The following is a 21,933-nucleotide window of genomic DNA, read 5'->3' on the forward strand; positions in this document are numbered from 1 at the left end:
GGATGAACGCTTATTCCGGTCCCTATGAGGCACAATTAGTGTTGTCATAGGAATTATAGCTTTAAAATGTACAAGTATTTTTAATATGTAATACTTAAAACTTAGCTTACTCTTTCATTTTAAATCTCTGATAAGCCTCTTAACTTTGTCAAGAGGTTTTTTATTTTATTTAAATTAAACGAACGTTGGTTAATAGTTTACCTACCCCCACAGAATGGAATGCAATAATGCAGTATTTGGAAGACGCTGAAATACGCAATGAAATCCATACCTATTTAATAGATGTGGACAAATTGACTCAGCATTCCAGGGAACTCATTCGGGAAGCCATCGAAGAAATGGAAGGAATTCAGGCTGACTTTCATTCTCTCAAAATTTCTTTTAATACAATTTACCTCTTTGAGCAAGATAAGCATCTTGTGTATGAGCCGGATTATTTGTTCAATCGCTACAGAATGATCACCTTGAGGTCAGCCTTATATAATAAATTTCAACCTTTGGATGTTCAGAAAGTAAGGAATTACTGCAGAACTAAAGAGGGTGAAGCATTAAAATCGGGCTTAAAAGACGATATTTGGTCGTACTCAAGTGGAGAGAAGGTATTCGGAGTTTCTGAACAGCCAGGCGACTTTACCGGTAAGGGTTCCAGTGGTTGGAAGTTCTTGGCACTTTCTCAACTCATGGCTGATTGCTTTTTTTATGAAAAGGGTATTTTTCTGAGAAGAATTACACCTTATGATAACCTGATGTTTGAAGGGAAGATTATTCAGATTGGCCAACCATTAAAGCTAAAAAATGTACAATATAAAAGACCCTTAATAAATTTTATTGCCCGTCAATTAAAGCATGATTTATCTTAAAGTTACCAATTAACCTATATTTCATATCCTATATTAAGTTTATTTTAAGTCCAGATTATATTCTGTTTAAGTTGACAGTTTCTATTTCCTGAATTACTCAAAACGCACTTTATTAGATAAGTCAAATAATAGTGAATGAAGTAATGCTTACAAGAAAAATGGCAGTGATTGCCGATGATGATAAAGAAACATTAAGAAATTTGGTAAGTACACTGGAGGATGATGGTTTCGAGGTTGCACTGGCATTGGATACTAACCACGCTATACAATTAATAAAAAAAGTTAATCCTGTTCTGGTAATTTCAGAAATAGGGAAGCACAATTACGATGGGCTGTATCTATTTGAATCTTTTAAAAAAGAAGTACGACTTGCTAACCATTTAAAAATGGTTATTCTGACTAACAATGCCGATGAAAAATACGAGATATTAAGCTTTGAGTCAGGCATTGATGACTTCTTGATAAAGCCATTAAGAAAGAATGCTTTTAGAAAGCGTATTACAAGGTATTTCAAAGAAGAAAAAGCACCTCAGAAATCACCCAAAAAGCAGTATCAAATCAGAGATTTATTTTTCAATATCACTAATAAATCAATTCATAAAATACCCAATCAGGAAGTAATTCCGATACAAGCTAAAACATTTGATATTTTATTGTTTCTGGCACTGAACCACGATCACATTTTTTCAAGAGAAGCACTTATCAATGCCATCTGGCCGGTTAATTCTAAAGTAACGGCACGCTCAATTGATGTTCATATCCTAAAAATAAGACAGTTGTTAGGAGAAGGTTATATTAAAACAATCAAAGGTGTAGGCTATATATTTCTAAAAAGTGAGGAATAATGCGCTGAAGAGTAATAATTCATGCAACCCTATGCCCCAAATTCAGTTTTTACCTGAAGTAATCATATAAAATCAGGCTTCTGGCTAATAGAAGTTGCCGGAGTAGCTTGTAATCATTTTAAAATCATTCAAATTAATGGAAAGTATAAAAGATAAAGTTGCGCTTATAACAGGCGGAAGTAAAGGCATCGGTTATGGAATTGCAGAAGCTTTACTGGCGCAGGGAGCAAAAGTAGCTATAACAAGTCGTACGCAGGAAACAGCATTGGAAGCTGCAGAACAACTTAAAAAAACTTCTGGAAATAGTAATGTACTTGGCTTGCAAGCTGATGTAAGAAATTATAAGGACCATAATGCTTGTGTTGATGCAATCGTGCAAAAATGGAGTAAAATAGATATTGTTATTGCAAATGCTGGTTTAGGACACTTTGGTTCAGTAGAAGATATTACACTGGAGCAATGGAGTGAAGTGATTGATACTAATTTAACAGGAGTGTTTTACACCATAAAGTCTACAGTTGAAGAACTGAAAAAACAAAAAGGCTACTTTATTACAATATCCAGCCTTGCAGGAACCAACTTTTTTCCTGGAGGGTCTGCCTATAATGCTTCTAAATTCGGACTTACCGGCTTTACGCAATCAGTGATGTTGGATTTGCGTCAATCAGGAGTAAATGTAAGTACAATTATGCCGGGTTCTGTAGCTACATACTTCAATAATCATGAACCCAATAAAGATGATTACTGGAAAATTCAGAAGGAAGATATGGGACAGATTGTAGTAGATTTATTAGAAATGAACCCACGTACTTTACCAAGCAAAATTGAAGTTAGGCCTAGCCAACCCCCTCAAAAATAATGGCAAATAATGTACTATTAGAATAAATAAACATATTTGAAAGCCTGCACATTAAGCAGGCTTTTGTTTTGTAAAATCAATCCCCGCATTCATTAAAGTTTCATTCCTGTTAATTTTGCCGCTTCCTGTATAGGAAAATTCGGGTATAAAATAAATTTCTTTGGGCTGGTGATAAGGAGCTAAGTTTTCTTTAAACTTTGGCCGGATGCTTTCTTCCTCGACTTTTCCCTCAATAGCTAAGCAGAGACGGCTTCCAAATTTACTATCGGGTTGTCCGAACACAAAAAAAGCATTATTACTATTAATTTGTTTAAAAACCTCACTAAGTGTTTTTTCTACCTGCTCAGGATGAATCTTTATTCCTCCTGAATTGATTACAAAGTCATAACGCCCAAGCCACTCAAATTCTTCTTTGTTGTAAAGTTTTACAATATCATTTGTAACCAGTTGAGGAATACCGGTAATTGCTTCTGCTTCAATAACCAGACAATCTCTTTCATCAGTAGAAATCATTACATTTTGTAGCACTTTAAAATGTGCTTCTGCATTTGCATTAATATGTTTTAGGGCAATGTGCGATACTGTTTCAGTCATACCATAGGTACTGTAAACAGGAGCATTGATGTGTTCTTTTATTTGATGAGCGAGTGCATCCGACACAGGAGCTCCCCCTAAAATAATTGCTTTTGACTGGTTTAGCAGGTTTATACCTTCAGGGAAATGGTTAATTATCTGATCTATTTGATAGGGTACAAAAGAGAAAAAATCGATTTTTTCTTCATTAGAAATGTCTTTTAAAGGATTACCGGATACCTCACCAATAATTAAATTAAGGGAACCTAATAAAGCCCTCACAACCATCATTTTGCCACCAATGTATTTCGGACTAATGCTTAGCAATGCAGTGTCTCCGGCATTTAAAGCTAAAGTTTGTAAGGTTGCCTTTGCACTCGCTTCCATTTGTGCCCTTTTAATCTTGATTTCTTTAGGCTTTCCGGTAGAGCCTGAACTGTGCTGAGAAAACTCCTCTTCGCCATTCAACCACTTATTGGCTAATTCGAAGACTAGCTCTTCAGTATTATTAATGAGGGGCAGTTTAGCTAAGTCTTGAATTGCTGAAACGGCTAACTTTCGTTCTTCAAATTTAATCCAGTGCTGTAAATCTATATGCGTCACGTATCTATTTTATACTTCCGGTTTTATTTAATATTGATGTGTTTCTATTCAAGCAAAATTCTCAAAAAAACCAATAGGAAAGATAATTACATGGTAATAATTTAAAAGAATTAAGATTTTTTCTAAAAATTACGTCTCTTTTGGTCATTTTCAGTTAAAAGAAGAGTAAACTTTACGTTTTTGATATCTAAAATGAAGTTTTTGTTGATAAAATGCTTTATTTTTGCGGAAAATAAATAGTAATAAATACATGCAACCCTTCAAGTTAGACAAAATCGACAGAAAAATCTTAGATATTCTGCAAGCAGATGGCAGAATTACAAATTCTCAACTTTCTAAAGATATTGGCCTCTCCCCAGCCCCGACACTGGAACGTGTTAAAAAGTTAGAAAACACAGGAATAATCAAAAGCTACCATGCAAAATTAGACACTGAAAAAATCAACCTTGGTGTAAGTACTTATGTAATGGTTTCTCTTAAAGCACATAATAAGTCTAATATAGATAAATTTATTGAAGCAATTGATTTGGTGAATGAAATTATTGAGTGTCATCATGTTACTGGTTCAAGCGATTTTATTCTTAAAGTGATTACTCAGGATATTCCTTCATATCAGAAATTAATGTTAGAAAGAGTAAGTGAAATTGAAGTGGTAGATAGTATGCAATCAATGGTAATTTTATCTACATTTAAGGATAGCAAAGTGATGCCAATTCCAACAAACTAATTATTTCCATGCCAGATAAGAATAACCGAATTTTAGCGCATCAGCAGATTGAGAGTAAGATAAAAAGAATGGCTTACCAAATTCTGGAAGATAATTTTCGTGAGCAAAAAATTTATTTGGCAGGCATTAAGGGAGGTGGCTATAAGCTTGCAGAATTATTGCAGTTAGAATTGAATCATATTAGTTCAATGGATACCATTTTGGTTGAAGTAGCTATCGATAAGGAAAAGCCCTTGTCATCTCCCGTAACTTTAAATGCAGAAATAGAGTCTCCTGAAACTTCAGTTGTTGTTTTAGTAGATGATGTACTAAACTCCGGCAAAACTATGATATATGCATTAAAGCCGTTTTTAGCATTGCCTTTAAAGAAGATTGAAACAGCTTTTTTAGTGAACAGATCACATAGGTTATTCCCTATTTCCGCAAAATACACTGGTATAGAACTCTCTACAACCCTGCAGGAACATATTAATGTTTCATGGGCTCAGAATAATTTTTCCGTCTTCTTAGTCTGACTTTTAAGGTATTATGCCTTCTGTTATTATTGGATAATTTATCCTTTAACATTATAATAATTGATTTTTTTTGTATTATTTCGTGTGTAAACCTTTATTTATACTATGCGAAAGAATATACACTATCTATTTTCTTTTACCCTTGCTCTCATTATTTGTATATCGGGCTTCTCAGGTTTCTCCCAGAAAGTAAAGTACAAAAACTTATTTCCTATACTTCAGAGTAAAGACTATATAACTGCTGAGCCATTATTAATAGCCTATTTAAAAGACACTAAAGATGAAGCAAATCCATACTTTTACCTGGGGGAAATATTATCAGGAAAGTTGGATAGCACGGTGATTTTTCCAACATCAGGCACCTATGACTCTATAGCTGATGTTGCCATTTCAGCATATAAAAATGCCATTTCATTGGTGAATGATAAAGAAGTGCGCAAGAATGATGAATATTATATGGCGTACAATAGAAGAGATTTAAGGACAGGAAAATTTGGTATAAAAATCTCGGATATTCACCTGGATTATGAAGAAAAAATAAATTTTATTACAAAAAGAAAAGCAGCTGTAGCAAAAATTCATCTGCAAAAGAAAGAGACTGACTCAATCGCCACCTCCCTTAATAAAAATATAAGTGAATTAAAATATAAGTTTCAGGATGAACAGTCATTCTACTTTCGATCCACTAAAGAAGATTATCAACATATTAAACTTATTAATTCGGAATATGTAGCACTGAAAAAATCTATTGAGGATTATATATCCCTGGTTAAATCACTCAATAATAGTTTATATAATCCTGAGTTACAAGAAAAACCTGTTGTCAACTGGAATGAGCTGAGTGTGCAGAAAATTGATTTAGAAAGTCCTGCCATCTCACTTTTGGCTGTAGATGGACTGCTTGATAAAAAATTAAACCTTGTTCAAGATGAAATTATGCCCCTGAAAGATTTGCTGATAAAGACCGATCAGTATTTAAACAATATTATCTTAATTCATCAGAACATCAGTGATTCATCAGAAATTAAAACAGATACCATTCCTTCTTTACTAAAGAAGAAGTTAGAGCAGGCAGGCGCTAATCTACTGCCTCTAAAAATACTTGAGTTTAAACAGATGAAAGCTGAAGCCTCCCTCTTATCCAACGAGCAATTGTATCCTGTTTTAAAGGATTCTGCAAATGTATACCAGAGAACAAATATACTTTCCCGCTATAAGTTGAAGCTAGAAGAGATGCTTGAAATGATAAGTTCTATCCGGAAAGCCACAAATGACAAAGTAGTAAAAGACTATAGTTTTTATTTCAGTGAGCTAAAACCTTCATTTGAAGGTTATTTTGAAACAGAACAGGCAATTATTAAGAAAAATCTGGATGATGTAACTCTGCAATCTTCGCAATTGGAAGCCGCAAGCCAATCTTTTATTTACATGAATGATACCATTTACCTCAATAAAGATATTGCTGAACTCCGTCAGTCAGAAAATAGTGTGCAGAGCATTTCTGAAAAAGAAGACGCATTAATAATAGCAGGCACATTATCGGATGCTCCTTTTGTAGCTATTGCAGGCTTTAACATGCAGGTTAAGCAGCTCTTTAAATTGGATTCTTCTGCGAATTTTCATCGTATCATTAAAGTGGAGGATAATTATCTCCTTATAGTAAAAGGAGAGAAAACAGAAATTGTACCGCAAACCTTAGTTTTACTTTCTCCTTCTATTGAGAAACAATGGAGCTACAAATTTACTGCTTCAACTTTGGCTCACTCTGCCAAAGTTGAAGCAGGGATTTTCTTCATTTATGATGAAGATGGAGCAGTATTAAAAACCTTAAACTCTTCAGGAAAGGAAATTGGAGGATAATGTAAAATAGTTTTAAGGTCTTTTCATATACCTCACATTTTTATAATGGACTGGGTAAATAATAATGCTAAAATCCTTATGTATTGTGTTCTAATTCCTTCAAAATTCGCATATTTGTGGTCTGGTTATACCAGAGAACACTTTGGGCTTAATTTATTTAATTAAGCTGTCCTATTTGAATAAATATTTATGAGTAATAAAATAAAAATTACTTTGCCGGATGGCACTGTAAAGGAATTTGATAAAGGTGTATCAGGTTATGATATAGCAATGAGTATCAGTGAAGGGCTGGCCAGAAACGTTTTGTCAGCCAAAGTAAACGGACAAGTGTGGGATGCCACAAGACCTATTAATACGGATGCTCATGTACAATTGCTTACCTGGAACGATCCTGAAGGGCAAAATACTTTTTGGCATTCCTCTGCGCACCTTTTGGCAGAAGCCCTGGAAGAATTATATCCGGGAATTAAATTTGGAATTGGTCCGCCCATCGAAAATGGCTTTTATTATGATGTTGATTTCGGTGATAAAGTTCTGGAAGGTACTGAATTAGAAAAAATTGAGCAAAAGATGCTTGATTTGGCACGCCAGAAAAATGAGTTTCTTAGATCTGAAGTGTCTAAAAAAGATGCCTTAGATTACTATAATAAAAAAGGCGATGAGTACAAGCTGGAATTGATAGATGGGCTGGAAGATGGAAGTATTACTTTTTACCAGCAAGGAAACTTCACTGATTTATGCCGTGGACCGCATATTCCTAATACTGGATTTATAAAGGCTGTAAAGCTTCTAAATATTGCAGGTGCTTACTGGAGAGGAGATGAGAAGAGGAAGCAGCTTACCCGTATTTATGGAATTACTTTCCCGAAACAGAAGGAGCTGAAGGAATATCTTGAACTTTTAGAAGAAGCCAAGAAGAGAGATCACAGAAAATTAGGCAAAGAAATGGAGTTGTTCGCTTTCTCGGAGAAAGTGGGCATGGGCTTGCCACTTTGGCTTCCCAAAGGAACTATGCTGCGTGACAGGCTAGAAACTTTTTTGAAGAAAGCTCAGGTAAAAGCAGGTTATAAGCCGGTAATTACTCCTCATATTGGTGCAAAGCAGCTTTATGTAACCTCTGGCCATTATGAAAAGTATGGGAAGGATTCTTTTCAGCCTATAGCGGCACCAGGTGAGGAAGGTGGCGAGGAATATTTACTAAAACCGATGAATTGCCCTCATCACTGTGAAATTTATAAAACAAAGCCAAGAAGTTATAAGGATTTACCACTTCGTTTAGCTGAATTTGGCACTGTATATCGATACGAACAAAGTGGGGAATTACATGGGTTAACCCGTGTGAGAAGCTTTACACAGGATGATGCACATATATTTTGCAGGCCTGACCAGGTGAAGGATGAGTTTATTAAAGTAATTGATTTGGTATTGTTTGTTTTTAACTCATTAGGTTTTGAAAACTTTACCACTCAAATTTCTTTAAGAGATCCTGAAAATAAAGCGAAGTATATTGGTAGTGATGAGGTCTGGGAAAAGGCAGAAAAAGCCATCATAGAGGCAACTGAAGAAAAAGGTCTAAAAACTATTGTTGAGCTGGGAGAAGCAGCATTTTATGGTCCGAAGCTGGACTTCATGGTAAAAGATGCATTAGGAAGAAGCTGGCAGTTGGGCACAATTCAGGTAGATTACAACCTTCCTGAGCGTTTTGAGTTAGATTATATAGGTGCTGATAATGCAAAACATAGGCCTGTAATGATTCACAGAGCTCCATTTGGTTCTCTGGAGAGGTTTGTGGCGGTATTAATTGAGCATTGTGGCGGTAATTTCCCATTGTGGTTATCACCGGAGCAAATTGCCATATTACCTATTTCCGAGAAATATGCGGAATATGCTAATAAGGTGTATTCAACTTTGGAATCTAATGATATCACAGGGTTTATCGATCACAGAGATGAAAAAATTGGACGTAAAATCAGAGATGCGGAAGTGAAGAAAATTCCTTACATGCTTATAGTAGGAGAGAAGGAAGCGGAGGAAGAGAGAGTTTCTATAAGAAAACATGGAGAAGGTGATGTTGGCGAAATGAGTTTGGAAGAATTCACTAGTTTTTTTAATCAAAAAGTTACAGATAGTATCAGTAATAAGTAAAAATTTAAGGTATTAGATTGTTAGAATTTTGTAATCCAAAATTTATAACGATATTTGCCATTTATTAAAATAAAACGAAGGAGGTAACAATTAGTAAAATGCGTAAAAAAGGCAGCTACCGACCCAGAGGAAGGGAAGAAGAACCTTACAAGGTAAACAGTAGAATCCGGGCCAGAGAGGTTCGTGTAGTTGGAGACAATGTTAAAGTGGATGTATATTCGCTTGAGGAAGCTTTAAAAATGGCTGAAGAACAAAGTCTGGATTTAGTTGAGATTTCACCAAAGGCTGATCCGCCTGTTTGTAAAATTATCGATTATTCGAAATTTAAGTACGAGCAGAAGAAAAAGCAGAAGGAAATTAAAGCTAAGGCTCAAAAAACGGTTATAAAAGAAATCAGGTTTGGTCCTAATACGGATGATCATGATTTTAATTTCAAATTAAACCACGGTAAAAAGTTTTTATCCGAGGGTTCTAAGCTTAAAGTGTATGTTCACTTTGTAGGTAGAACAATTGTGTTTAAAGATCGCGGAGAGCTTTTATTATTACGATACGCATCTGAATTGGAAGAATTCGGAAAAGTGGAACAGTTACCTAAGTTGGAGGGTAAAAGAATGACGCTTTTCATTGCTCCTAAAGCAGCATCTAAATAAGTAAACAATTAAATAAATCTATATAAAAATGCCTAAAGTAAAAACTAAATCAGGCGCGAAAAAAAGGTTTAAATTGACTGGAAGCGGCAAAATTAAAAGAAAGCATGCTTATAAAAGTCACATTTTAACCAAAAAGGAAACTAAGCAGAAAAGACGCTTAACCGATATGGGACTTGTTCACAAGACTGATATGGGAAGAGTAAAAGATATGCTTAACCTCTAATTTTCGCAAGAATACAAAAAGAACGAAGGTTCAATGTTAAACCGGGATCATTGGTTTGTCAAGTATTAACCTGAAAGTTAATCGCCAATTTCCAAAAAATTAAAAAGAAATGCCTAGATCAGTAAATCATGTAGCCTCAAGGGCTAGAAGAAAGAAAATCCTCAAATTTGCCAAAGGCTTCTGGGGTAGAAAGAAAAATGTTTGGACTGTTGCTAAAAATGCCATTGAAAAAGGATGGTTATATGCATACAGAGACAGAAAAGCAAAGAAAAGAGAATTCAGAAAGTTGTGGATTCAAAGAATTAATGCCGGTGCGAGACTTCACGGAATGTCTTACTCTCAATTTATGGGTGGTGTGCACAAAAAGGGTATTCAATTAAATAGAAAAGTATTGGCTGATTTAGCAATGAATCATCCTGAAGCTTTCAAAAGTGTTGTAGAGCAAGTGAAGTAATCAACAACTTTATTAAAATATAAGACTAAGCCTTTCCTCACCGAAAGGCTTTTTTTATGTCTGCAATAACCCCCTCCAGCAGAGTTTATTACCAGTACCCATTCCTAAAAATAATGCTACAAATAAAACTTTGTCCAAACGACTTCGTATTTTATTCAGTATGTAAAAACATCACGAACTAAATTTTTTAAACTATGAAACTATTATTTAAAACCTTTGCGACTACTTTTTTATTCGTAAGTGTATTGGCATGTAATAACAATACTCAAGAGAATGATCGATCTGATTTGGATTCTGATCCTGAAATCATTGAAAATGATAATACTTTAGCCAATAATTATAAAGCTGAAAGAGAGGAGTGGAAAAGACGAATCAATGAAGATATTGATGATATTGAAAACAGAATGGAGAAGGTAGGGGATGATTCCGAAATAGAAGCTAAGCTTGAACAGGCTAAGCAAAACCTGGAAGATAACCTTGACAAAGTTGAGAAATCTTCTGAAGATAACTGGAATGAAGTTAAAGAAGATATTAGTGATGCTTACAATGATGTTAAGCGTGAACTGAACAGAATGGCGAATGATATTGATGAAGCCGTAAACTAAACATCATATGTCTTTCATTATGTGATGAAAGAATTTTCAAAAAAACCGAATGCCTATGCTTTCGGTTTTTTTATTATAATACATTTTTAGAAACTGAAATAGCTATTGATAAGATGGAAATTAAAGGATTGCTAAAATTAGTGCCCAAAACATTAAAAGATCTAAAGGATAAAAACCCTCTGCAATTAGCTTCCTCCACAGCATTTTTCAGTTTATTTGCAATTCCACCTATTATAGTAATTCTTGTTACAATTTTAGGTCTCTTTATTAAGCCTGAATATTTAAGTGAAGAAATTTTTTCCAGATTAAGCGGAATATTGGGGAATACTGGCACTGAGGAAATTAAGAGCATTTTTAATAATTTTCAAGGATGGGCAGAGAGTACATGGACTTCCATAGGTGTTTTCGTCTTTTTAATATTTATAGCGACTAATTTATTTTTTTTGGTTCAATTAAATATTAATGAACTTTGGGAGGTGCCTTCACTTACTCTACAAAGATTTCGGTTACACCTCAAAGGCAGGTTAATTTCTTTTGCTCTGGTACTTATAGGAGGAATAATTATTCTTGTTTCTATTTTGTCAGATGTAATAGTTGCCTTTGTAGGTGATTATATTAACCAGCTTATTCCTGATTTAAAATCAACTATGCTGGATTTAATTAGTGTAGCCTTCTCACTTGTAACTTTTACAGCATGGTTTACTCTGCTTTTCAAGATTTTACCCAATGCAAAGCTACCCTGGCGTCCTGCTATTGTCGGTGGAGCAATTTCTTCAATTTTGTTTAAAATTGGCCAGTTATTAATAGGACTGATATTAGTTAAAAGTAATATAAAAGGAGTTTTTGGTGCCTCCAGTAGCATAATTCTGGTGATGCTTTTTGTTTTTTATGTCTCCTTCATTTTTTATTTTGTTGCTATGTTCATCAAAAATTTTGCTGACTTTATAGGACAGCCTATTGAAGTGCCGGATAAGGAAAAAAAGAAAATGGAAAAGTGAGTTCTTTTCTCATTACAGAATTTCTTACTATTTCTTATTTCTTATTTCTGATTTAGCTTTGAACAATCCTTCATAGCTCAAATAAAGTCGTCTGGAAATAATTATATTAGTGTTAGGTTAAAAAATGCCATAATGGCCTTCAATCCTTTTTTACCACGTCAATTTTTAAATTTAGGTGCTTTTAGCTAAACCCTATCTAGTATCCGTAGTATACTAATACATAGACTTTTAAACAAAAATTTAGTATTATGAAAAATTTACTAGGATTATTTTTTGCATTTCTATTTGTTGCAAATGTTAACGCACAGACCATCTACACAGAACTGAGAGATGGGGTTATTGATAAAGATTTTGATTCTTTTAGTATACTTGACCCAACAAAGAAACCTGAATCAAAAACTAAAGAAGCACTTATTATTAGTGATGATTACGTAGCTAGTATTACTGCTTATACGGATCCTAATTTTCCTTCTCCTGAAGTGAAAAAGCAAGTTGAACACGCTATAAAGCATGAATTGATCACAGATGATTATAAACATAAAAAATCCGGTGGTGAAATGTTAGTGTCATATTTTATTTTCAGTAAAGATGGTAAGTTAAGAGGTGATTTTACAGAAAATGAAATGACAAGCATTGACAGAGCAGAGGAATTTGATGTTAAAAAGGGAACTTTACTAATTTCCGTTATTGATAAAGAAAGTGGACAAACTGTATGGTCTGGTTTTAGTGATGGAGCTTTTGCCAGCACAAGTCCTATGAATGATAACCAGGTGATAAAAACTGTATCCAATATTATGGATTACATGGCGCTTGAAAATGCTTATTAATTAAGTTAATTTAGTTTAGGGTAAAAAGGGTTTGTTTTATGCAAGCCCTTTTTATTTGGTATTAAATGAATATTAGTTAAACATTTGATATTTCTTCCTTAACTTTGCACTTTCTATTATCTTACTATGTTAATAGAATTTCACAAATAAATGTTTCACCCAAGCAGGACTGTGAATCCTGTGAAAACGTGAGTAATGACAAAAAAAGGAAGAGTATTAGTAGCCATGAGTGGTGGTATTGACAGCTCATTGGCAGCAGTTTTGTTACATGAACAAGGCTATGAAGTTATTGGAATGACCATGAAGACCTGGGATTATGCTTCCTCAGGCAGTTCCAAGAAAGAAACAGGATGTTGCAGCCTGGATTCCATCAATGATGCCCGTAACCTTGCGGTTAATCTAGGATTCCCTCATTATATTCTCGATATCCGGGAAGAATTTGGCGATTATGTCATCAATCATTTTACTGATGAATATTTAGCAGGAAGAACACCTAATCCTTGCGTGTTATGCAATACACATATCAAATGGGATTCTTTATTGAGGAGAGCAGATAAATTGGGCTGTGATTACATTGCCACAGGGCATTATGCTAAAGTAAGGCAGGAAAACGGCAGGTATGTAATTTCACGTGGGAAGGATTTAAACAAAGATCAATCTTATGCCTTATGGGGTGTATCTCAGGAAAGTTTAAGTCGTACTATTTTGCCTCTCGGAGATTTGACAAAACCGGAGATTCGTAAGATGGCTGAAGACAAAGGTTTTTATGAGTTGGTGAATAAATCCGAGTCTTACGAAATATGCTTTGTGCCAGATAATGATTACAGGGGCTTTCTGAAAAGAAGAGTTGATGGCTTAACAGAGAAAGTGGCTGGTGGAGAGTTTGTTCTGGAGGATGGAACGGTTGTAGGAACACATGAAGGTTATCCGTTTTATACAGTTGGCCAGCGAAAAGGATTGGGAATAGCTCTTGGATATCCTGTTTATGTTACTGAAATCCAGAAAGATAAGAATAGGGTAGTGTTGGGTACCTTTGACGAATTAGAACGAAATGGCATGTATGTTAAGCAACTGGTAATGAGTAAATATCCTTCATTATCTGATCGCCTCGATACAGTTACTAAAGTAAGGTATAATGATGATGGTTCTCCTGCAGTTATTGAGCAGGTAGGAGACACAATGAAGGTTTACTTTGGTACGGGCGTTTCTGCTATTGCTCCGGGACAGGCTGCTGTTTTTTATGAGGGAGATGATGTTGTAGGAGGGGGCTGGATTCACTCTGCTTTCAGACAAAAAGATGAAGAAAAGAAATTATCTCTTTCTATTTAGTATTTTATTAGCAGTATTATCTGCTTGTGAAAGCGCTACTGTAGAGCCCAATTCTAACAGATTGGGCTTTCAGTTTTTTCCTCTTTCTTTATCTCAAAGTAATATTTTTGAGGTAGAAGAAATTAATTACAGAAATGATGGCACCGTTGATACCTTTTATTATCAGTTGGAGGATGTATGGGTGGACTCACTAGCTTCTGATAACCAGATAAGATTACAAGGCTACAGATATAAAGTCAGTAGAGACGGATCAAGAGAAATCTTAAGCACTATTGAGAAATTCAGAACTCCGCATATTGCAGTAGAGAAACTAGGTAATGAGCAGGAAGTTAAGTTGAGTTTCCCTGTAAGGGAATCTTTACAATGGAATGCTGCACCTGCAGAGCAAGAAGCCGATACTTATACTTTATTTAAAGTCTTTCAGCCTTATACACTTGAAGATTCTGTATTTGATAGAACTGTTCAGGTAATTCAAGAGGATAATGGGGACTCAGTAATCGCTTATGATCAACGCATAGAAGTATATGCCGAAGATGTAGGCCTCATCTATAAAATATCATCACAATTAGAGTTCTGCAATGAAACAGAATGCCTCGGCTTAAAGCAAATTGATTTTGGTCAAACTGTAAAGCTGAGCAGAAAGTTTTAATTTTTCAGTTCAGTCATTTGTAGTGCTGTTTCATCCCATCTGTTTGAGCGTTCAGTAAGAAAAAGTATTAGCTGATTTAGCATATCTATAATTTAGTATCTTAATTACTCGAAAATATGGAAAAGATACTCTTAATTACTCATGCATCAGCTGGCTTTATTACCTTGGTTACTGGTATAATAGCCATGATATTTCCTAAGCGATTGAATATTCATAGGCCTTCAGGTAAAGTTTTCTATTATGCTATGTGGTACGTGGTAGTCACTGCATTTATCCTTTCTGTGCTTAAGTCAAACCTCTTTCTGTTCATGATAGGAACTTTGGTGTTTTATACCAATACAATGGGTTTGCGGTGTCTTAAGCTTTATAAAAGCACTAAAACAGTCATTGGATGGAAAGAATGGAGCATCTGGATTATTACATTTTTATTAATTGCGTCTGTTCAAACATATATTATTACAAAAATCGGATTCAGGATAGATGGTGCATTTTTGGTTTTGAACATTTTTTCTGTGATTCTTATTTCAAATCTGATTCAGGATTTACGTCTGTTACTCACTAAGAAAAATCCCAGAAAAGATTTTCTACTGGCTCATGTGGGTAAAATGGGAGGTACTTTTATAGCCGCAATTACAGCAGCACTTGTTCAAAATGTACAGTCTGAACCTATATGGATTGCCTGGTTACTTCCAACTGCTATTTTCACACCTGTAATTGTCTATTACAGCCGAAATATACGGTCAGGTAAGTTTTGGTCTAAAAAGAGAAAACCCGTAGAAAAATTATAGCAGCTTTTTGAAAGGATTATACCACTCACAATATTCTGTTTTTTACTTTCTGAAAATTAGGTTATTTTTCCAACATGGAAAGTAACAATGAAATTGATAAAAATAAACCTCCTGTTCTCGGTAGCTGGAAAAATTTCTATTTTTTGGTAATTGGGATACTTATTTTCCTGATAATCACTTTCTACTTTATAACCCAATATTATAAATGAGTAGTATTGATTGGGTTGTTCTATTTGGTACACTAATACTCATTGTAAGTTATGGAGTGTATAAATCTCGTGGAAGCAAGGACATTAATTCCTACCTGAAAGGGGGGAATGATATGAAGTGGTGGACTATAGGACTGTCGATTATGGCTACACAGGCCTCGGCTATTACTTTTCTTTCCACACCCGGACAGGCGTTTCAGGATGGAATGGGTTTTGTTCAATTCTACTTTGGCTTGCCAATAGCAATGGTTATTATTAGCATTTGGATTCTGCCTATCTACTATAAACTTAAAATTTACACAGCTTATGAATACCTGGAAGGAAGGTTTAATTTGAAAACCAGAGTGTTAGGTGCGTTTTTGTTTTTGATTCAAAGAGGGTTGGCAGCAGGAATTACCATTTATGCACCAGCAATTATACTTTCTACTATATTAGACTGGCCTCTTTTTTACACAAATCTTATTATTGGCGTATTGGTGATTATCTATACAGTAAGTGGTGGAACAAAAGCTGTTAGTCAAACTCAAAAGCATCAAATGATTATTATGATGGGAGGGATGATAGTTGCAGGTATTTTCGTAGTTCGCATGCTGCCTGATTCTATCGGAATAGTGGAAGCCACTAACCTGGCAGGCCACATGGGCAAACTGAATCTGATTAATACGGAACTCGATCCTGATAACAGGTATACTTTATGGACAGGTTTGTTGGGTGGTCTTTTTGTGGCACTTTCATATTTTGGCACTGATCAATCGCAGGTAGCACGTTATCTTTCGGGTAAAACACTAACCGAAAGCAGGCTTGGATTGATGTTTAATGGGTTATTGAAAATTCCTATGCAATTCATTATTCTATTTATTGGAGTAATGGTATTTGTATTTTATCAGTTTAATCAGTCCCCTCTATTTTTTAATGAATCTGCTGTAGCGCAAGTTTATGCTAACCCTGAGAATAAAGAGAAGTTTCAATCTATAGAAACAGCTTATGCTAACATTTTTGAAGAAAAAAGAGATAAAGTTGAGACTCTTGCTCTTTCTGAAGATGATACTGAAATTGAAAGACTAAAAGAAGATATTAAAAATATAGAACAGGAGGAAGAAAAACTGAGAGACGAAGCTAAATCAGTTATACAATCTACCAATCCTAATTTGGAGACGAATGATACTGATTATGTATTCATTAGTTTTGTGATGCAATATTTACCTGCAGGAATCATAGGATTGTTACTAGCGGTTATTTTTTCCGCAGCAATGTCTTCTACAGCTTCAGAGCTGAATGCATTGGCTTCCACTACTATTATTGATATTTATAAAAGAAATATTAAAAGGGATGGAAGTGAGAAGCATTATTTAGTGGCTTCTAAGCTCTTTACTCTTTTTTGGGGACTTGTAGCAGTATCATTTGCTACTTTTGCCGGGTTGCTTGATAATCTGATTCAAGCTGTAAATATTTTAGGTTCAATATTCTACGGAACTATACTGGGTATTTTCTTAGTAGGTTTTTTCATAAAAAGAATAGGTGGAGATGCTGTTTTTATTGGAGCCTTAATTGCTCAGGCAATCGTGTTGTATTTCCATTTTTATACTGATTTAGCTTACTTATGGTTCAATGTTGTAGGCTGCGGTGCAGTAATTATCATTTCCTGGTTTATTGAAATAATTAAAAATAGAAACAGTTAGTACATGTATTTGCTTATCTCACAGCGTGTTTGTATTTTTCTAAATATTTATGAATATGTTTATAAAGTATTTATTTGGTTTTTCCATGATCTTTTATGCTGCCATAGCAGTAGGTCAGAATACTGAGTTAGCAAATATTTACCTTGAACAGGCAGATCAGGTATATTCTGAAGCAAAAGATGCAATTGAAATTGCTAAAGAAATATATGTACAGGCGGCTGAAGCGGACACCATGCATGTAAGAGCTAATTATATGGCTGGTCGTCTTTATCTTGAAACGGTTAACAGAGATTACTCTACAAAGTACTTTGAGCGCGTCAAACGTCTTGATCCCAAATATAAATTTAATATTGATTATTTACTTGGCAGAGGATATCAGTATGGCTTAGAGTTTGATATTGCCTTGAAATATTTTGAAGCTTACAAAAAGCGTTTGCTGGCCAATCGGAGTTACCGTGGCAATGACGTTACCTCTACCTCAGAGGTAAATGAGAGGATTGAGGAATGTAAAAATGGTATGGAAATCATCGATATGCCCTCTCTTTACACTATTGAAAATGTTGGAGAAAATGTTAATTCTGCCTGGCCGGATTATGCTCCTGTATTAAATGAAGATGAGACAGTTATGATTTTTACTTCAAGAAGACAGGAAGGAAATACTAATGAAAACGTAGATAAAGATAATTTCTATTTTGAGGATATTTTCATTTCGAAACGAAAAGGTATTACATGGTCCAAAGCTAAAAATATAGGTAGCAACATAAATACGCCTTACCATGATTCAAATCTCTATCTTTCCAGAGATGGGAAGGAGCTTTATATCTATTCCGATGTAGGTAATGGGGATATATTTTATTCTTCGGAAAATGCAAATGGTGAGTGGAGTAAACCTAAACCCATTCCCGGACGGATTAATTCAGCTGGCTTCTCAGAGCAATCAGTTAACATCAGTGCTGATGGAGAGTTCCTTTTATTTGCTTCCAACAGACCGGGTGGGTATGGTGGATTTGACATTTATGGGTGCTATAAGGAAGATGGAGAGTGGAAGAGACCTTTCAATATGGGACCGGAAATTAATACTAAATATGATGAGGACGGGCCTTTTATAGCCAAGGATGGCGTAACAATTTACTTTAGTAGTAAAGGGCATAAGGGGTTTGGTGGTTTTGATGTGCTTAAGACCAAATACAATGACAAGACCCAAAAATGGGATAAGCCTGAAAACCTTGGCTATCCGGTAAATACAGTTGATGATGAGGTTTATTTTAATCCCACAGCGGATGGGAAAAGGGGATATCTTGCATCTGTACGGGAAGAAGGCCAAGGCTTTACAGATATTTATATGGTTAAATATACAGGAGATCTTGGTGTAACAGCAAAATCCAGAATAGTAGATATTAAAAAGAAGGAAAATAACTTTATTTCAGACGCAGATTTAAAAACAAAACAGTTGATTGATTCAGTACTAAACATTTCAGCTTATCAGGTATATTATGAAGTGAATTCAGCTGAAATACTACCTGAATTTGAAGGCAAGCTCAACGATATGGCTAAATTCCTGAGGGGACATCAAAATCTGGGAGTTCAAGTATCTGCTTTTTCATCTTCTGATGGTAATTTGAAGTTTAACCTTGAATTATCTAATAAAAGAGCTCAGGCTGTTGTAAACTATTTTAAGAAGAACGGAATAGAAGAAGATAGACTTGCCGCGAGAGGTTTCGGGGTTTTAAGCGGGTCAGAAACAAAAACAAGAAAGGCAGAAGTGAAAATAATGGATCTCTCAAGGTTTGGAGAGTAGTAAAAAAAAGCCCCTACTTTCTATGTTAAAAGCAGGGACTTTTGAAAAATATTGAAAACTACTGTTAATTACTTACCCAAGCCGGCAATCAAATCCTGATTTCTCTTTACATAACCAAAATCACCACCTTCATTTGCTTTTGCAAGCGCCATTGATTTTTCAGCAGCTTGTTTAGCCTCTTTATTTTTACCTAGTTTAGCAAGAATTTGAGCTTTTAAATGTACATTCCAAAATTGCTGGCTATTGTTTCCTGCAGCTAAATAAGTATTTACCCATTCTAAAGCCTGATTGAGATCTTTACCTGTATTATAATAATAGTTAGCGGCTGCAATTAAATTAGAAGGGTTCACTTTTGTATTCTTCTCAATCTGCGCCATTACAATCTCGTCATAAGTTACTTCTACAGGAACTTTAACTGACTGATTTTCCCACATAAAATGGATGTTGGCCTTTGTACTCTCTGTGTTTAAATCAGAAATCTGATAAGTTAGGGTTTCAACAGGCTCACTCAATTTCTTTGGTGTTACTTTTGCCGAAAGCACTTCATTATCCATATTATACCCGCCAACGTTTCCTCCTAATGAAAGATCAGAGTATAATTTAAACTCCCATTGATCTTTGCCAGGAGTCATGAAAATTAGATAATCTCCTGCTTTAACATCTTTGCCTGCTACTTTTGCATCTGTGCTTAAGCTTAACACAGTCCCACTATTGGCACCTGCTCTCCACAGTTGTCCATAAGGTTGCAGGTAATCACTACCTTCACCAAAAATAGCTCTTCCTTTTACGCTTGGTCTGTAATAACTGATAGAAATATCAGTTAAGCCCACTGTAGTTTCTGTTTTTGCCTTAGCCGATGGCTGAGGAATAGCAATTTGAGCTTTTACAGCCTGAAAAGTTGCAAAAAGAGCAACTAATCCCATAATTAATAATTTTTTTCTCATAGTGTTTATAATTTTGCTTTTAATAGATGCGGTTAACGAAGTAAATTTATAAAAGTTAAATGATTAATTCCGATAAAAGACTAACTGATTCATTTTACTTGAGGAGCGATGTTGTTCAAATTGCCAGAGAACTGTTGGGTATGAAAATTTTCACTTTTACTAATAATGTGATTACGGCAGGAATCATTACTGAAACAGAGGCTTATTCAGGAATGAATGACAAAGCTTGCCATGCGCATTTGGGTAAGTTTACCAAGCGCACTTCAACTATGTATGAAAAAGGTGGTAGTGCTTATATATACTTGTGCTACGGGATCCATCATCTATTTAATATCGTAACTAATATAGAAGGAAAGGCTGATGCTGTTTTAATAAGAGCGATAGAACCTATTGAGGGAGTTGAGGTAATGCATGAAAGAAGGTCTGTCAAAAGTAAATCTATTAAGCTAGGTTCCGGCCCCGGTAAATTAACCCAGGCATTAGGAATTACAAAGGACCTGAATGGCATTGATTTAACTGAATCAGAAACAATTTGGATTGAAAGAGGAGATAAGGCTATACACCCTAATAAAATAATAGCTGACAAAAGGATAGGTATTGACTATGCTGAAGAAGATGCACTTTTACACTGGCGATTTTATATCAGCCAAAATAAATCTGTAAGTAAGTTCTAAATGCAGAAAAAAAAACATATATTCAATTAAACCTAAAACTGTAATGGATAAAGTATTATGTCCTGTCGATTTTTCCGAGTATTCTTTGAATGCTTTGGAATATGCTGCAAACCTATTGCAAATTAGAAAGGGTAATTTAACTTTACTTCATATTTTTACAGAAGAGGAATTTTCTAAATCTGTTAGAAGTGATCATCCTGAAAATAATTTCTCCTCCCTAAAAGAACATGCTTTAGAAAAGTTAAGGCTTTTGTCAGAAGACACTGAAGATACATTTAATATCAATTGTACTTATAACTTATCCATAGGAGGAGTTGATAAAACAATTGCAAATTATGCGGAAAGTAATGATTTTGATTACATAGTCATGGGGACTTTAGGATCAGGTTACAATCAACAAACAATTATTGGAAGCCAAACAATGCGTACCGTAGCAGAAGCAAAAACCCCTGTAATTACTGTTCCTATCCAATCATCCTTCATTAAGCTTGAATCTGTTATATATGCTTCTGATTATTCAGATTTAGATAAACTTACCATGCAGAAGTTAGTGAGCTTTATCTATAACTTTCATAGTAGAATAAGATTTGTTCACGTAACCCATACCAAAGACAAAACAACTGAGAAAAATTATGAGACCTTTAAAGACGATTTAGAAACTTTTTTAGGATATGATAAAATAAGTTATCATTTAATGGAATATAAAGAGGATATAAGTCATGGTATTCAAGAGTTTGTAAATGAACACCATGGTGATCTTCTAGTTTTGCTTAAAAGGAAACGAAATTTTTTAGATAAACTGTTAAGCTCAAGTGTTTCAAAAGAATTATCATACTTTAGCACCAGGCCATTATTAATTTACAAAGAGTAAGCTTTTGGTAAAAGAGCAATCACTGCTTCAGACCCACTTTATTAAAATACCGGTTATTAAATATTAGTATTATTGTATATGTTGCAACACTTTAATAAATTTAATCGATTTTTCGGATTGAAAAGCAACAGAAATAATAATAATAAAAAAATATTACCTGTCTATCAATCGTTTAAAGATTTACAAATACATATTGTAAAGTTTTACTTTTAGTAAAATTTATCATAAAGCATAAGAATGCTATTTTT

At 34.7% G+C, this 21,933-nt stretch carries 22 protein-coding genes; 20 read left to right on the forward strand and 2 right to left on the reverse strand.

All coding sequences use genetic code 11. The annotated features are described in order from the left end of the window. Window positions 1-185: 185 nt before the first annotated feature. The 3 genes from IEV85_RS21680 to IEV85_RS21690 all read left to right on the forward strand — a co-directional run bounded on the left by IEV85_RS21680 (window position 186) and on the right by IEV85_RS21690 (window position 2,564). On the forward strand, window positions 186-860 hold the full coding sequence (locus tag IEV85_RS21680; RefSeq protein ID WP_188467370.1) for a DUF7255 family protein: 675 nt from the start codon (window positions 186-188) through the stop codon (window positions 858-860). A 143-nt stretch (window positions 861-1,003) separates the two neighbouring features. Beyond that, window positions 1,004-1,705: a winged helix-turn-helix domain-containing protein gene (locus IEV85_RS21685; RefSeq protein WP_188467371.1), complete on the forward strand. Its 702-nt coding sequence runs from the start codon at window positions 1,004-1,006 to the stop codon at window positions 1,703-1,705. A gap of 136 nt (window positions 1,706-1,841) precedes the next feature. Beyond that, on the forward strand, window positions 1,842-2,564 hold the full coding sequence (locus tag IEV85_RS21690; RefSeq protein WP_188467372.1) for an SDR family oxidoreductase: 723 nt from the start codon (window positions 1,842-1,844) through the stop codon (window positions 2,562-2,564). Between the two features lie 51 nt (window positions 2,565-2,615). Here the strand turns inward: IEV85_RS21690 and IEV85_RS21695 are convergent, their stop codons facing one another. Continuing rightward, complete coding sequence (locus IEV85_RS21695) at window positions 2,616-3,740, reverse strand: AMP-binding protein (RefSeq protein WP_188467373.1); 1,125 nt, start codon at window positions 3,738-3,740, stop codon at window positions 2,616-2,618. Window positions 3,741-3,990: 250 nt separating this feature from the next. Between IEV85_RS21695 and IEV85_RS21700 the strand changes: the two genes are divergently transcribed. The 15 genes from IEV85_RS21700 (at window position 3,991) to IEV85_RS21770 (ending at window position 19,196) form a co-directional block, all read left to right on the forward strand. Continuing rightward, complete coding sequence (locus IEV85_RS21700) at window positions 3,991-4,467, forward strand: Lrp/AsnC family transcriptional regulator (RefSeq protein ID WP_188467444.1); 477 nt, start codon at window positions 3,991-3,993, stop codon at window positions 4,465-4,467. 8 nt (window positions 4,468-4,475) lie between these two features. Beyond that, window positions 4,476-4,982, forward strand: a complete 507-nt coding sequence (locus IEV85_RS21705) for a phosphoribosyltransferase family protein (RefSeq protein ID WP_188467374.1) — start codon at window positions 4,476-4,478, stop codon at window positions 4,980-4,982. A gap of 105 nt (window positions 4,983-5,087) precedes the next feature. After that, window positions 5,088-6,842, forward strand: a complete 1,755-nt coding sequence (locus IEV85_RS21710) for a hypothetical protein (RefSeq protein ID WP_188467375.1) — start codon at window positions 5,088-5,090, stop codon at window positions 6,840-6,842. Window positions 6,843-7,031: 189 nt separating this feature from the next. Further along, window positions 7,032-8,987, forward strand: a complete 1,956-nt coding sequence (gene thrS, locus IEV85_RS21715; protein ID WP_188467376.1) for a threonine--tRNA ligase — start codon at window positions 7,032-7,034, stop codon at window positions 8,985-8,987. 98 nt (window positions 8,988-9,085) lie between these two features. Beyond that, window positions 9,086-9,637 (forward strand): translation initiation factor IF-3, encoded by a 552-nt coding sequence (gene infC / locus IEV85_RS21720; RefSeq protein ID WP_188467377.1) that lies wholly within the window; start codon window positions 9,086-9,088, stop codon window positions 9,635-9,637. Window positions 9,638-9,665: 28 nt separating this feature from the next. Next, complete coding sequence (gene rpmI / locus IEV85_RS21725) at window positions 9,666-9,860, forward strand: 50S ribosomal protein L35 (protein ID WP_188467378.1); 195 nt, start codon at window positions 9,666-9,668, stop codon at window positions 9,858-9,860. 109 nt (window positions 9,861-9,969) lie between these two features. Next, window positions 9,970-10,314 carry a 50S ribosomal protein L20 gene (rplT, locus tag IEV85_RS21730; RefSeq protein WP_188467379.1) on the forward strand — a complete coding sequence of 115 codons (345 nt, stop codon included), beginning with the start codon at window positions 9,970-9,972 and terminating at the stop codon, window positions 10,312-10,314. A gap of 194 nt (window positions 10,315-10,508) precedes the next feature. Next, on the forward strand, window positions 10,509-10,919 hold the full coding sequence (locus tag IEV85_RS21735; protein WP_188467380.1) for a hypothetical protein: 411 nt from the start codon (window positions 10,509-10,511) through the stop codon (window positions 10,917-10,919). 113 nt (window positions 10,920-11,032) lie between these two features. Continuing rightward, window positions 11,033-11,917: a YihY/virulence factor BrkB family protein gene (locus IEV85_RS21740; protein WP_188467381.1), complete on the forward strand. Its 885-nt coding sequence runs from the start codon at window positions 11,033-11,035 to the stop codon at window positions 11,915-11,917. Between the two features lie 248 nt (window positions 11,918-12,165). Next, window positions 12,166-12,744 (forward strand): DUF4136 domain-containing protein, encoded by a 579-nt coding sequence (locus tag IEV85_RS21745; RefSeq protein ID WP_188467382.1) that lies wholly within the window; start codon window positions 12,166-12,168, stop codon window positions 12,742-12,744. 195 nt (window positions 12,745-12,939) lie between these two features. Then, on the forward strand, window positions 12,940-14,073 hold the full coding sequence (mnmA, locus tag IEV85_RS21750; RefSeq protein ID WP_188467383.1) for a tRNA 2-thiouridine(34) synthase MnmA: 1,134 nt from the start codon (window positions 12,940-12,942) through the stop codon (window positions 14,071-14,073). After that, window positions 14,042-14,722 carry a hypothetical protein gene (locus IEV85_RS21755; RefSeq protein ID WP_188467384.1) on the forward strand — a complete coding sequence of 227 codons (681 nt, stop codon included), beginning with the start codon at window positions 14,042-14,044 and terminating at the stop codon, window positions 14,720-14,722. The genes mnmA and IEV85_RS21755 overlap by 32 nt, the downstream gene beginning before the upstream one ends. Before the next feature lie 116 nt (window positions 14,723-14,838). Further along, on the forward strand, window positions 14,839-15,510 hold the full coding sequence (locus IEV85_RS21760) for a hypothetical protein (protein ID WP_188467385.1): 672 nt from the start codon (window positions 14,839-14,841) through the stop codon (window positions 15,508-15,510). A 205-nt stretch (window positions 15,511-15,715) separates the two neighbouring features. Further along, window positions 15,716-17,398 (forward strand): sodium:solute symporter family protein, encoded by a 1,683-nt coding sequence (locus IEV85_RS21765; RefSeq protein ID WP_188467386.1) that lies wholly within the window; start codon window positions 15,716-15,718, stop codon window positions 17,396-17,398. A 55-nt stretch (window positions 17,399-17,453) separates the two neighbouring features. Continuing rightward, entirely contained in the window at window positions 17,454-19,196 is a 1,743-nt protein-coding gene (locus IEV85_RS21770; protein WP_188467387.1) for an OmpA family protein, read from the forward strand. Window positions 19,197-19,264: 68 nt separating this feature from the next. Here IEV85_RS21770 and IEV85_RS21775 read toward each other — a convergent pair whose 3' ends face one another. Then, a complete protein-coding gene (locus IEV85_RS21775) occupies window positions 19,265-20,140 on the reverse strand; it encodes a DUF2911 domain-containing protein (RefSeq protein WP_188467388.1) in 876 nt (291 codons plus the stop codon). 59 nt (window positions 20,141-20,199) lie between these two features. Here IEV85_RS21775 and IEV85_RS21780 point away from each other — a divergent pair, with 59 nt between their 5' ends. Together IEV85_RS21780 and IEV85_RS21785 are read left to right on the forward strand one after the other, a co-directional pair. Further along, window positions 20,200-20,814: a DNA-3-methyladenine glycosylase gene (locus IEV85_RS21780; protein ID WP_188467389.1), complete on the forward strand. Its 615-nt coding sequence runs from the start codon at window positions 20,200-20,202 to the stop codon at window positions 20,812-20,814. A gap of 43 nt (window positions 20,815-20,857) precedes the next feature. Continuing rightward, window positions 20,858-21,685, forward strand: a complete 828-nt coding sequence (locus IEV85_RS21785) for a universal stress protein (protein ID WP_188467390.1) — start codon at window positions 20,858-20,860, stop codon at window positions 21,683-21,685. Window positions 21,686-21,933 lie beyond the last annotated feature (248 nt).

The organism is Marivirga lumbricoides (assembly GCF_014636295.1).
Lineage (GTDB): Bacteria > Bacteroidota > Bacteroidia > Cytophagales > Cyclobacteriaceae > Marivirga > Marivirga lumbricoides.

Excerpts from the sequence above, each read along its gene's own strand:
- IEV85_RS21685 (WP_188467371.1), top strand. The coding sequence starts at position 1,004 with ATGCTTACAAGAAAAATGGCAGTGATTGCCGATGATGATAAAGAAACA.
- IEV85_RS21690 (WP_188467372.1), top strand. The coding sequence starts at position 1,842 with ATGGAAAGTATAAAAGATAAAGTTGCGCTTATAACAGGCGGAAGTAAA.
- IEV85_RS21700 (WP_188467444.1), top strand. The coding sequence starts at position 3,991 with ATGCAACCCTTCAAGTTAGACAAAATCGACAGAAAAATCTTAGATATT.
- IEV85_RS21705 (WP_188467374.1), top strand. The coding sequence starts at position 4,476 with ATGCCAGATAAGAATAACCGAATTTTAGCGCATCAGCAGATTGAGAGT.
- IEV85_RS21710 (WP_188467375.1), top strand. The coding sequence starts at position 5,088 with ATGCGAAAGAATATACACTATCTATTTTCTTTTACCCTTGCTCTCATT.
- thrS (WP_188467376.1), top strand. The coding sequence starts at position 7,032 with ATGAGTAATAAAATAAAAATTACTTTGCCGGATGGCACTGTAAAGGAA.
- infC (WP_188467377.1), top strand. The coding sequence starts at position 9,086 with ATGCGTAAAAAAGGCAGCTACCGACCCAGAGGAAGGGAAGAAGAACCT.
- rpmI (WP_188467378.1), top strand. The coding sequence starts at position 9,666 with ATGCCTAAAGTAAAAACTAAATCAGGCGCGAAAAAAAGGTTTAAATTG.
- rplT (WP_188467379.1), top strand. The coding sequence starts at position 9,970 with ATGCCTAGATCAGTAAATCATGTAGCCTCAAGGGCTAGAAGAAAGAAA.
- IEV85_RS21735 (WP_188467380.1), top strand. The coding sequence starts at position 10,509 with ATGAAACTATTATTTAAAACCTTTGCGACTACTTTTTTATTCGTAAGT.
- IEV85_RS21740 (WP_188467381.1), top strand. The coding sequence starts at position 11,033 with ATGGAAATTAAAGGATTGCTAAAATTAGTGCCCAAAACATTAAAAGAT.
- IEV85_RS21745 (WP_188467382.1), top strand. The coding sequence starts at position 12,166 with ATGAAAAATTTACTAGGATTATTTTTTGCATTTCTATTTGTTGCAAAT.
- mnmA (WP_188467383.1), top strand. The coding sequence starts at position 12,940 with ATGACAAAAAAAGGAAGAGTATTAGTAGCCATGAGTGGTGGTATTGAC.
- IEV85_RS21755 (WP_188467384.1), top strand. The coding sequence starts at position 14,042 with ATGAAGAAAAGAAATTATCTCTTTCTATTTAGTATTTTATTAGCAGTA.
- IEV85_RS21760 (WP_188467385.1), top strand. The coding sequence starts at position 14,839 with ATGGAAAAGATACTCTTAATTACTCATGCATCAGCTGGCTTTATTACC.
- IEV85_RS21765 (WP_188467386.1), top strand. The coding sequence starts at position 15,716 with ATGAGTAGTATTGATTGGGTTGTTCTATTTGGTACACTAATACTCATT.
- IEV85_RS21770 (WP_188467387.1), top strand. The coding sequence starts at position 17,454 with ATGTTTATAAAGTATTTATTTGGTTTTTCCATGATCTTTTATGCTGCC.
- IEV85_RS21775 (WP_188467388.1), bottom strand. The coding sequence starts at position 20,140 with ATGAGAAAAAAATTATTAATTATGGGATTAGTTGCTCTTTTTGCAACT.
- IEV85_RS21780 (WP_188467389.1), top strand. The coding sequence starts at position 20,200 with ATGATTAATTCCGATAAAAGACTAACTGATTCATTTTACTTGAGGAGC.
- IEV85_RS21785 (WP_188467390.1), top strand. The coding sequence starts at position 20,858 with ATGGATAAAGTATTATGTCCTGTCGATTTTTCCGAGTATTCTTTGAAT.